This window comes from Mycobacterium sp. (genome assembly GCF_049673265.1).
Classification (GTDB): domain Bacteria; phylum Actinomycetota; class Actinomycetes; order Mycobacteriales; family Mycobacteriaceae; genus Mycobacterium.
Genome location: NZ_JBATXN010000165.1, coordinates 1 through 10779, shown reverse-complemented (window position 1 = coordinate 10779; position 10779 = coordinate 1). Strand labels below are relative to the sequence as shown.

Genomic DNA, 10779 nt, shown 5'->3' with positions numbered 1-10779 from the left:
GTTAAGGGCAACCCATCCACGACGCTCAGCGCAGTGCAGCCCGCATCCGATGTCAGGTAAGCAACGTCGTCGAGCCCGAAGTTCAGGACGGCTTGACCCCGGTGATCATCACGTTGTAGAACCAGCCCTTCGGCACCACCCGGCGAGACAGGTTCTCGTCAACCCAGCTCAACGCCTTCCAGCTGGTGAACGCGAACTTCGCCCAGCCCCAGCCAAGCCGATCGGTCGGTACCGCGTACTCGAACGTGCGCAGCGGCCAGCCCAGCATGGCGGCGGTGAACTCGACGGTGGAAGTCTCGACGTCGACCGCACCGGCGGAGGCGGCCATCTTCTCCAGATCACTCGGGTCGAACGTGTGCAGGTCGACGACGGCCTCCAGCGCCGCGGCGCGCGACGATTCGTCGAGCTCGGCCTGTGGACGCCGCCAGCTACCCAGCCCGGGCAGCCTGGTGATTTTGGTGGCGATCCGCCAGGTCAGGGTCGATAACGTCCGGGCGTAGCCATCACCGACAGAGGTCGGCTCGCCGGCGAAAACGAACCGACCGCCGGGTCGCAGCACCCGCAGCACCTCGCGCAGCGACAGCTCGACATCCGGAATGTGATGCAGGACAGCATGTCCCACCACCAGGTCGAACGTGTTGTCGTCGTACGGGATTCCCTCGGCGTCGGCGACCCGGCCATCGATGTCCAAACCGAGCGACTGCCCGTTGCGGGTTGCGACTTTGACCATTCCCGGCGACAAATCGGTGACCGAACCGCGCCTCGCGACCCCGGACTGGATCAGGTTCAACAGGAAAAAGCCAGTACCGCAACCTAATTCGAGGGCACGGTCGTACGGCATACGGTAAATCTCATCGTCGGGGACGACGGCGTCGAAGCAGTCCCGCGCGTAGTCGATACAACGCTGGTCATAGGAGATGGACCACTTCTCGTCATAGTTCTCCGCCTCCCAGTCGTGGTAGAGCACCTGGGCCAGCTTGCTGTCGTGGCGGGCGGCCTCAACCTGCTCGGCGGTGGCATGCGGTTGCGGCGCCGGGTCACCGGCGACCTTCGAACTCCTCGTCACGAGGGGCCAGCTTAGTGGCGTGGGCGAACACGTGCACAAAGCGGCGCCGTTCGGCTGCCAGCCGCGCGTCCGCAGCCAGCTCGAACACCTCATCGATGCCGGCCTTGGCCGCGGCCAGCGCGTACGGCGGACCGTCGACCAACCGGCCTGCCCAGGTCACCGCGGCGTCGTACACGTCATCAGGGGCCACCATCTGATCGATCAGGCCCAGAGCCAGCGCCTCCTCGGCGTCGAAGAACCGGCCGCTGTACACGAGCTCCTTGGCCCGGCTGACACCGACCGTGCGGGTCAGCCGCGCCATACCGACGCCGTCCGGCACCAAACCGGCCAGAATCTCGGTCGCACCGAATCGCACATTGTCGCCGCTGACCCGCCAATCGGCGGCTAGCGCGAGCCCCAAGCCGGCGCCGAGTGCATAACCGGTGATCGCCGCCACAGTCGGCTTGGGGATCGCCGCGACGGCGTCGACGGCATCGTGACGCTCTCGTGCCCAGGTCTCGGCTTCCGAGGCGGCCAGCGTGCGCAGTTGCGGCACGTCGTCGCCGGCGGAGAAGATCTCGTGGCCGCCGAAGACGATCACCGCGGCGATGTCGTCGCGGTGGCCGACCTCGGCGGCGGCATGGCCGAGCTCCCGGTAGACCTGCCGGGTCATCGCGTTGGTGGGCGGCCGCGAGAGCACCACGGTGCCGACGCCCGGGCGCGCCGCGTCCACGTGGATGCTGACGAACTCGCTCACGGCCGCCATCGGTGTCCGCCGGCTTTGCGCGCTTGGTGGTAGCGATCGGAGTCAAAGAACTCGAATATCCAGTTGTCGCCGTCGATTTCGAGGTTCGGTTGCACGGTGACGATTTGACGTTCGACGGCCATCACGTCGGCGACCGTCCGTCCGGCCAGCGAATCCAACTGGGTCCAGGTCGGCGGCAACAGAAAGCAGCGGCCGCCCTCGAAGTCGTCGATGGCGGCCTGCGGAGTGGTCCACCCCGCGTGATCGGATTCGGTGTTCTCCCCGTCGGCGCGCTGACCCTGCGGCAACGCTCCGACGAAGAAGTAGGTGTCGTAGCGACGGGTGCGTTCGGCCTCGGGAGTCACCCAGTTGGCCCATGGCCGCAGCAGGTCAGCCCTTAAAACGAGGTTCTCCCGGCGAAGGAAGTCGGCGAACGACAGCGTCCGGTCTGCCAGCGCCAGCCGGGATTCGCGGTATACCGATGCGTCGCCGACGATGCCGGCAGGGTCGTCGGCCGGGCCGGCGAACAGCACGCCGCATTCCTCGAAGGTTTCCCGGGCCGCCGCGCACACCAGCGCTTCGGCCAGGTCGGTTTCGACGCCGAACCGCTGCGCCCACCACGACGGCGGCGGGCCGGCCCAGGCGATCGGGGCGCTGCGGTCGCGGTCGTCGACGCCGCCGCCGGGAAACACCATCACCCCGGCAGCGAACTCCATCGCCGAGTGGCGGCGCATCAAGAAGACGGACACACCGTCTGGGGTTTCGGGGCCCTCGCGGATCAGCATCACGGTCGCGGCGGGCCGAGGCGTCAGCGGGGGCTGATCTTTCGGTGAAATCATGACCGCCTCCGGTGGGCCGCGCGGGTGCGAGTGCGCCGAGCAAAGTAACGCCCGTCGATCAGGTCGACCGTGATGCCCTGGCCGAACGCCGCCGATACATTCTCGCTGGTCAGCACGTCGGTCAGCAAACCCGCTTCGACGACCCGTCCCTCCGACAGCAGCATGCAGTGGCTGAAGCCCGGCGGAATCTCCTCGACGTGGTGCGTCACCAGGACCAGCGCCGGAGCGTCAGGGTCGGCGGCCAAGTCGGTCAGCCGCGCCACGAGCTCCTCGCGGCCACCGAGGTCCAGGCCGGCGGCCGGTTCGTCGAGCAGCAGCAACTCGGGGTCGGTCATCAATGCCCGCGCGATCAGCACCCGCTTGCGCTCGCCCTCCGAAAGCGTTTCGTACGGCCGATCGGCCAGATGCTCGGCGCCCAGGCTTTCTAGCATGTCGATCGCCCGGTGGTAGTCGACGTCGTCGTAGCGTTCCCGCCACCGTCCGAGCACCGCGTAGCTGGCCGACACAACCAGATCCCCGACCACCTCATGGCCGGGGATCCGTTGCGATAGCGCTGTGGAACTCAGGCCCACCCGGGAACGAAGCTCGGACATGTCGACCCGGCCGAGGCGCTCACCAAGCACATAGGCGACGCCCGACGATGGGTGCTCGGCGGCTGCGGCAATGCGCAACAACGACGTCTTTCCGGCACCGTTGGGCCCGATGATCACCCAGCGTTCGTCGAGCTCGACCGACCAGCTCACCGGTCCGACCAACACATGGCCATCCCGGCGTAGCGAAACGTCGTTGAAGTCGATGAGCAGATCGGGGTCGGCTGCGTTCATTGTTTGGTCGGTTCTACCCTCGGATTCTCGCGAATCCTCGGGCTTCACCTCCGGCTTCCGGTTTCGCCCACCCGACCATCGTGCCGTACCGGGAGGCCGCGGCGGCTGCCGGGTCAGGCCCTTGCGAGCAGCTATTCGGGCGGGATCTCGACGCGGCGCACCATGCCGTCGACCGCGTCGGCGGCCTCGATCTCGCCGCGGGTGACGCCGAGTAAAAACAGCACGGTGTCCAGGTAGGGGTGGCTCAGCGACGCGTCGGCGACCTCCCGCAGCGCCGGCTTGGCGTTGAATGCGATTCCCAGGCCCGCGGCGGCCAGCATGTCGATGTCGTTGGCGCCGTCACCGACCGCGACGGTCTGCTCCATCGGCACGCCGGCCTGATGCGCGAAGTCCCGTAGCGCCTTGGCTTTACCGGCACGGTCGATCACCGGGCCGATCACCCGGCCCGTGATTTTGCCGTCGACGATCTCCAGTTGGTTGGCGGCGACGAAGTCCAGCATCAGCTCATGCGCCAGCGGTTCGATGACCTGGCGGAAGCCGCCGGAAACCACGCCCACGTGGTAGCCCAGCCGGCGCAGGGTGCGCAGCGTGGTGCGCGCGCCCGGGGTCAGCTCCAACTGGTCGCCGATGTCGTCGAGCACGTCGACGGGCAAACCCGCCAACGTGGCGACCCGTTGGTGCAGCGACTCGGTGAAGTCCAGCTCGCCGCGCATCGCGGCCTCCGTGATCTCGGCGACGGCATCCTGGGCGCCGACCCGGGCGGCCAGCATCTCGATGACCTCGCCCTGGATCAGAGTCGAGTCGACATCGAACACGATCAGCCGTTTGGCCCGCCGGGACAAGCCGGATTCTTCCAGCGCCACGTCCACGCCCACGTCGGCGGCCACCCGTGTCAGCGCGGCCTGTAGCTGGGCACCGACCCCCGGCGGTACCGAGACGCGCAACTCCAGGCCGGTGACGGGGTAGTCGGAGATGCCGCGGATGACGTCGATGTTGACGCCCAACGAGGCAACCTCGCGGGCCACCGCGCCGAACGCCTCGGCGGTGATCGGCCGGCCCAGCACCATGATCGTGTGGGTCGACGGTTCCCGGATGACCGGCAGATCGTCGCTTCGTTCGATGCTGACGTCCAGGCCGACCTCGTGGATGGCCGCCTCGACTTCGGCTCGCAGCGCCTTGCCCTCGGCGACTTCCAGTGGAGCAGATACCAGCACGCCCAACGTCAGCCGGCCGCGGATCACCACTTGCTCGACGTTGAGCAGTTCGACGTTATGGCCCGAAAGAACCTCGAAGAGCGCCGACGTCACGCCAGGCTGATCCACGCCAGTGACGGTTATCAGCACCGACACCTTGGGTGGTGAGTTCACTCGCGGCGCCGCCGCTACTGTTCAGCAGTCGAGCGATCCGGCTCAGTCCTGGGACCGAACCCCTTCGGCGACTCGCCGAGTGTGGCGTGGCGCCCCACGTGCGCCTCGGCGCGCAACCGCTCGACCATGTGCGGATAGTGCAACTCGAAGGCCGGACGCTCGGACCGGATGCGGGGCAGCTCGGTGAAGTTGTGTCGCGGCGGTGGGCAACTGGTGGCCCACTCCAGCGAGTTGCCGTAACCCCACGGATCGTCGACCGTGACCACTTCGCCGTACCGCCAGCTCTTGAAGACGTTCCAGACAAACGGAATCATCGACGCGCCCAGGATGAACGCTCCGATTGTGGATACGACGTTGTACATCTGGAATCCGTCGGTAGGCAGGTAATCGGCGTAGCGGCGGGGCATCCCGAGGTCGCCCAGCCAGTGCTGAATCAAGAACGTGGTGTGAAAACCGATGAACGTCAACCAGAAATGCAGCTTGCCCAGCCGCTCGTCGAGTAGCCGGCCGGTCATCTTCGGGAACCAGAAATAGGTACCGGCGAAGGTGGCGAACACGATGGTCCCGAACAACACGTAGTGGAAGTGCGCGACCACGAAATAGCTGTCGGTGACGTGGAAGTCGAGCGGCGGGCTGGCCAGCAGCACTCCGGTCAGACCACCCAACAGGAAGGTCAGCAGAAAGCCGACCGAAAACAGCATCGGCGTCTCGAACGTCAGCTGGCCCTTCCACATGGTGCCAACCCAGTTGAAGAACTTGATCCCGGTCGGTATCGCGATCAAATACGTCATGAACGAGAAGAACGGCAGCAGAACGGCTCCGGTGGCGAACATGTGGTGTGCCCACACCGCGACCGACAACGCGGCGATGGACAGCGTCGCGTAGACCAACGTGGTGTAGCCGAAGATCGGTTTACGGGAGAACACCGGGAAAATCTCGGTCACGATGCCGAAGAACGGCAACGCCACGATGTAGACCTCGGGGTGACCGAAGAACCAGAACAGGTGCTGCCACAACAGAACTCCACCGTTGGCCGAGTCGTAGACATGGGCACCCAGATGCCGGTCGGCGGCCAGGCCGAACAATGCCGCGGTCAGCAGCGGGAACGCCAGCAGCACCAGGATGGACGTCACCAGGATGTTCCAGGTGAAGATCGGCATCCGGAACATCGTCATCCCCGGCGCACGCATGCACACGACTGTGGTGATCATGTTGACCCCGCCGAGGATGGTGCCCAGACCAGCGACGATCAGACCCATGATCCACAGGTCGCCGCCGGGACCGGGCGAGTGGATGGCGTCCGTCAACGGCGTATAGGCGGTCCACCCGAAGTCGGCAGCGCCGCCCGGGCAGATGAAGCCGGCCATGCCGATCATCGCGCCGAACAAGAACAGCCAGAACGAGAAGGCGTTCAGCCGCGGGAACGCCACGTCGGGCGCGCCGATCTGCAGCGGCAGCACCAGGTTGGCGAACCCGAACACGATCGGAGTCGCATAGAACAGCAGCATGATCGTGCCGTGCATGGTGAACAGCTGGTTGAACTGCTCATTGGACAAGAACTGCAGGCCCGGCGCCGCCAATTCGGTCCGCATCAGCAGCGCCAGCAGACCGCCGATAAAGAAGAAGATGAAGCACGTGACCACGTACATGATCCCGATCATCTTGTGATCGGTGGTGGTGATCAGCCGGTAGACCAGGTTGCCTTTAGGGCCTGTTCGGGGCGGGTATGGCCGACTCGCCTCGAGTTCTCCCAGCGGGGGCGCTTCGGTGGTCAAGAGCTCCTCCAAACGTCGGGCAAAGCAACTGGGATCAGTGGTTCCTGAGTCTAGCGTTCGACGGTGCCCGGCGAGGGAGGCGGTCCTACAAACTGTCGTACTGGGTATCAGACCGCCAAATGTTAGCGTCGGACCCGTGCTGATCAGGCGGATGCGACCCACGACGATCGCCGCTGCGACAGCGATTTCGGCAGTGCTGTGCACGGCTTGCACGACGGGCTCGCCCGGCGGTGGCGTGCCGTCGGCGGCCACCGGTCCCGCGATCACCAGCACCACCCAAATCGCGGGCGCCGGAGTTCTGGGCAACCACCGCCGACCAGACGAGTCGTGTGCGCCGCAGCCGGCTGAGCCGGATCCCGGGCCGCCCACTCGCACCGCCCACAACGCGGCGGGGGTGCAGCCCGAGGTGGTCGAGGTGCGCTCCGACCCTCAGCGCATCGTCGTACTTTCGGGCGACCAACTCGACGCCCTGTGCGCCCTGGGTCTGCAGTCGCGGATCGTGGCCGCCGCGCTGCCGGACGGCTCGTCGACGCAGCCGTCGTACCTCGGAGCAGCCGTGCACCGCCTGCCGGGCGTCGGCACCCGCAGCAGTCCCGACCTGGCAGCTATCGGGGCAGCCAAACCGGATCTGATCCTTGGCTCGCAAGCATTGACACCGAAGTTGTATTCGGCGCTGACCGCGATCGCGCCGACGGTGTTCACCGCGGCACCGGGCGCCGCCTGGCAGGACAATCTGCGCGGGGTGGGCGCCGCGACCGGGCGGGCCAACGCCGCGGGCGGCGTAATCGACGACTTCACCAAGAAGGCGCATGACGACGGCGCCGCGCATGACGCCGCCCACTTCCAGGCGGCGATCGTGCAATTTACCGAGAACACCATCCGGATATACGGCGCCAAAAACTTCCCGGCCAGCGTTTTGACCGCGGTAGGAGTGGATCGCCCTGCGGCACAACGGTTTACCGACAAGCCCTACATCGAGATGGGCAGCACCGACGCCGACTTGGCCGGCAACCCTGACTTCTCGGCGGCCGACGCCGATCTGGTGTACGTGTCGTTCGCGTCGCCGGCCGCTAAGGACCGCGCCGCCACCATCCTCGACAGCAACCCGTGGCGCAAGCTATCCGCCACCCGCGAAAACCGGGTGTTCGTGGTGAACAACGAAATATGGCAGACCGGCGAGGGCGTCGTTGCGGCCCGCGGTGTGGTCGACGACCTGCGATGGGTCAACGCGCCGATCAATTAACACCCCCGCGGGTTTGTGATGTCCACCGCACCGCGCAGAATACATAGTCTATCTATGCTAATCTGGTCGGGTCCAATAGAATTCGATAGCGAAATAAGCGCACTCAAGAGGATTACCGATGAGCACTGTTTCCGCATATGCCGCTAGCTCGGCGACCGCGCCGCTGACCAAGACCACCATCACCCGCCGCGACCCCGGCCCGCACGACGTGGCCATCGACATCAAGTTCGCGGGCATCTGCCACTCCGACATCCACACCGTCAAAGCCGAATGGGGCCAACCCAATTACCCGGTGGTTCCCGGCCACGAGATTGCCGGCGTGGTGAGTGCCGTCGGCTCGGAGGTCACCAAATACAAGGTGGGCGACCACGTTGGCGTGGGTTGCATGGTGAACTCGTGCGGAAAGTGCAGCAGCTGTAAGGCCGGACTCGAGCAATACTGCAAGCCGGGCGCAACTTTCACCTATAACTCCGTCGACAAAGACGGCACACCAACGCAGGGCGGTTACAGCCAGGCGATAGTCGTCGAAGAAAACTTCGTCGTGCGCATCCCGGACTCGCTGCCGCTGGATAAAGCCGCGCCGCTGCTGTGCGCCGGTATCACGCTGTTCTCGCCGCTGCGGCATTGGAAAGCAGGACAGGGCACGCGGCTGGCCATCATCGGCCTGGGCGGGCTGGGTCACATGGGCGTCAAGCTGGGCGCGGCGATGGGCGCCGAGGTGACGGTGCTGTCGCAGTCGCTGAAGAAGATGGAGGACGGACTGCGGCTGGGCGCTCGCCACTACTACGCCACTTCCGACCGGGACACCTTCAAGAAGCTTCGCGGCAGCTTCGACCTGATCCTCAACACCGTCTCGGCCAATCTCAATCTCGGCGACTATCTGAACCTGCTCGACGTTGACGGCGCACTCGTCGAGCTGGGTATCCCCGAGCACCCGATGGAGGTGCCGGCGTTCCCGCTGGCACTGGCGCGACGCAGTCTGTCCGGCTCGAACATCGGCGGCATCGCCGAGACGCAGGAGATGCTGGACTTCTGCGCCGAGCACGACGTGACGCCGGAAATCGAAGTCATCGAACCCGACTATGTCAACGAGGCCTACGAGCGCGTACTGGCCAGCGACGTTCGCTACCGCTTCGTGATCGACACGTCAAGCTTGTGAGGCGGCTGCAGCTTCCCCGTTAGAAGCATCGCTGGAAGTCCCGTCGGCTGCGATGCCCGCCAGCGGCCAGCCGGCCGCGGCTAGCCTCGCGGCCACCCGTGCGACGTTCTCCGGACCGGCGTCGAATTGCGTCATGTCCGAGATGAAGTCTGCAATCACGTCGCGGTGGATCTCGCCCTCGACCTCCTCGTCGATGGCGTCGACTACTTCGGTGATCTCATCCTCGGTGAGCGGTGTGCTGCGCAACAGCGCAAGCAACGGCACGCGGTCCGGGCCAGGCACGCCTTCGGGGTAGCCGACTTGCAGCCACCGGATCACCGAACGGAAAAAGGCTGCCGTAGAAGATGGTGTTATCGCCACGTCCTCAGTGTCACGAAAGGTGGGTCAGCGGCGCTACCGTGGCGGCCAACCATTCACACAATTCACGCATCGTTCATCTGTTTAGGCGGTGCTCCGGTCAGCGCCGGCTAGTTGGAGCCTCCGGCGAGCAGCGCGACATTGCGTTGGATGCGTCGACCGCGGAGCAAGGAGATCGGGATGGCAATTGCCCAAAGTATGGCAATCACAAGGAAGTACAGCCGGTCGCTGGAAATGCTCGCCGCTGCGGCTGCGGCTGCCGCCAACACGACGACGTACATCACCCACGTCCACCGTTCGGCGCGCCGAAGTTGATCGGCAGACCTGTTGCGCAGGAGGACCCTACCAAGACGCGTCGCGGCTGCCCGCACATCGGCATCGTGAGGCGAACCACCGTGCAGAACGGCGTCGATTGACTGGGAGCGTCCGGCTTGGTCCAATCCGGCTATCGCCTCTAGCGCTGCCCGATGCATACCTTGTGTCACAAACGTGAAGTACCCGCCGAGGGCGGCACCGAAGACGATCGCTGATAGCACGGCGCTTTCGAACTCATAGCTCGACTGCAGGCTGGTAAACAGACCCCACACCACCGCAAAGACGAACGCCCACACCAGGAATCGCAACCACGCGGGTTGGAGTAATAGCCGCAGACCCATCAGTGATCCGCTGGTCAGAAGTTCCAGTCCTCGTCTTCGGTGACGACGGCCTTGCCGATCACGTACGACGAGCCCGATCCGGAGAAGAAGTCGTGGTTTTCGTCGGCATTGGGTGACAACGCGGACAGGATGGCCGGGTTGACGTCGGTCTCGTCGCGCGGGAACAACGCCTCGTAGCCGAGGTTCATCAGCGCCTTGTTGGCGTTGTAGCGCAGGAACTTTTTGACGTCCTCGGTGAGCCCGACTTCGTCGTAGAGGTCCTGGGTGTATTCCACCTCGTTGTCGTAGAGCTGGAAAAGCAGCTCATAGGTGTAGTCCTTGAGCTCGGCCTGCCTGGCCGCGTCCTCAAGGGCCAACCCGCGCTGGAATTTGTATCCGATGTAGTAGCCGTGGACGGCTTCGTCGCGGATGATCAGCCGGATCAGGTCGGCGGTGTTGGTCAGCTTGGCCCGGCTCGACCAGTACATCGGCAAGTAGAAGCCGGAGTAGAACAGGAAGCTCTCCAGCAGTGTGGAGGCCACTTTGCGCTTGAGCGGCTCGTCGCCGCGGTAGTACTCCATCACGATCTCGGCTTTGCGCTGCAGATTGACATTCTCCTCGGACCACCGGAACGCATCGTCGATCTCCGCGGTGGAGCACAGGGTCGAGAAGATCGAGCTGTAGCTCTTCGCGTGCACCGATTCCATGAACGCGATGTTGGTGTAGACGGCCTGTTCGTGCGGCGTGAGCGCGTCCGGGATCAGGCTGACCGCACCGACGGTGCCCTGGA

Annotated in this window: 11 protein-coding genes; 2 read left to right on the top strand and 9 right to left on the bottom strand. The window is 65.2% G+C overall.

Features of this window, described 5'->3' with window-relative positions; genetic code table 11:
- Window positions 1-82 precede the first annotated feature (82 nt).
- The 6 genes from WBF82_RS05815 to ctaD form a co-directional block, all read right to left on the bottom strand.
- Entirely contained in the window at window positions 83-1066 is a 984-nt protein-coding gene (locus WBF82_RS05815) for a class I SAM-dependent methyltransferase (RefSeq protein WP_424382129.1), read from the bottom strand.
- Window positions 1038-1802, bottom strand: coding sequence for an enoyl-CoA hydratase (locus tag WBF82_RS05810; protein ID WP_424382128.1), 765 nt, complete (start codon window positions 1800-1802; stop codon window positions 1038-1040). The genes WBF82_RS05815 and WBF82_RS05810 overlap by 29 nt, the downstream gene beginning before the upstream one ends.
- The gene (locus tag WBF82_RS05805; RefSeq protein WP_424382127.1) at window positions 1799-2629 is read right to left on the bottom strand and encodes an NUDIX hydrolase; all 831 of its coding nucleotides are present in this window, start codon (window positions 2627-2629) and stop codon (window positions 1799-1801) included. Before WBF82_RS05805 ends, WBF82_RS05810 begins: the two co-directional genes overlap by 4 nt.
- Entirely contained in the window at window positions 2626-3453 is an 828-nt protein-coding gene (locus tag WBF82_RS05800; protein ID WP_424382126.1) for an ABC transporter ATP-binding protein, read from the bottom strand. The genes WBF82_RS05805 and WBF82_RS05800 overlap by 4 nt, the downstream gene beginning before the upstream one ends.
- A gap of 131 nt (window positions 3454-3584) precedes the next feature.
- Window positions 3585-4820: a phosphoserine phosphatase SerB gene (gene serB / locus WBF82_RS05795; RefSeq protein WP_424382125.1), complete on the bottom strand. Its 1236-nt coding sequence runs from the start codon at window positions 4818-4820 to the stop codon at window positions 3585-3587.
- Between the two features lie 14 nt (window positions 4821-4834).
- On the bottom strand, window positions 4835-6595 hold the full coding sequence (gene ctaD / locus WBF82_RS05790) for a cytochrome c oxidase subunit I (protein ID WP_424382124.1): 1761 nt from the start codon (window positions 6593-6595) through the stop codon (window positions 4835-4837).
- 136 nt (window positions 6596-6731) lie between these two features.
- Between ctaD and WBF82_RS05785 the strand changes: the two genes are divergently transcribed.
- Complete coding sequence (locus WBF82_RS05785; RefSeq protein WP_424382123.1) at window positions 6732-7838, top strand: iron-siderophore ABC transporter substrate-binding protein; 1107 nt, start codon at window positions 6732-6734, stop codon at window positions 7836-7838.
- A gap of 118 nt (window positions 7839-7956) precedes the next feature.
- On the top strand, window positions 7957-8997 hold the full coding sequence (locus WBF82_RS05780) for an NAD(P)-dependent alcohol dehydrogenase (RefSeq protein ID WP_424382122.1): 1041 nt from the start codon (window positions 7957-7959) through the stop codon (window positions 8995-8997).
- Here WBF82_RS05780 and WBF82_RS05775 read toward each other — a convergent pair.
- The 3 genes from WBF82_RS05775 to nrdF form a co-directional block, all read right to left on the bottom strand.
- Window positions 8986-9315, bottom strand: coding sequence for a DUF3349 domain-containing protein (locus WBF82_RS05775; protein WP_424382130.1), 330 nt, complete (start codon window positions 9313-9315; stop codon window positions 8986-8988). The two genes, WBF82_RS05780 and WBF82_RS05775, sit on opposite strands and share 12 nt — an antisense overlap.
- Window positions 9316-9464: 149 nt before the next feature.
- Window positions 9465-10010, bottom strand: coding sequence for a hypothetical protein (locus WBF82_RS05770; protein ID WP_424382121.1), 546 nt, complete (start codon window positions 10008-10010; stop codon window positions 9465-9467).
- 14 nt (window positions 10011-10024) lie between these two features.
- On the bottom strand, window positions 10025-10779 hold a 755-nt coding region (gene nrdF, locus WBF82_RS05765), incomplete at its 5' end, for a class 1b ribonucleoside-diphosphate reductase subunit beta (RefSeq protein ID WP_424382120.1).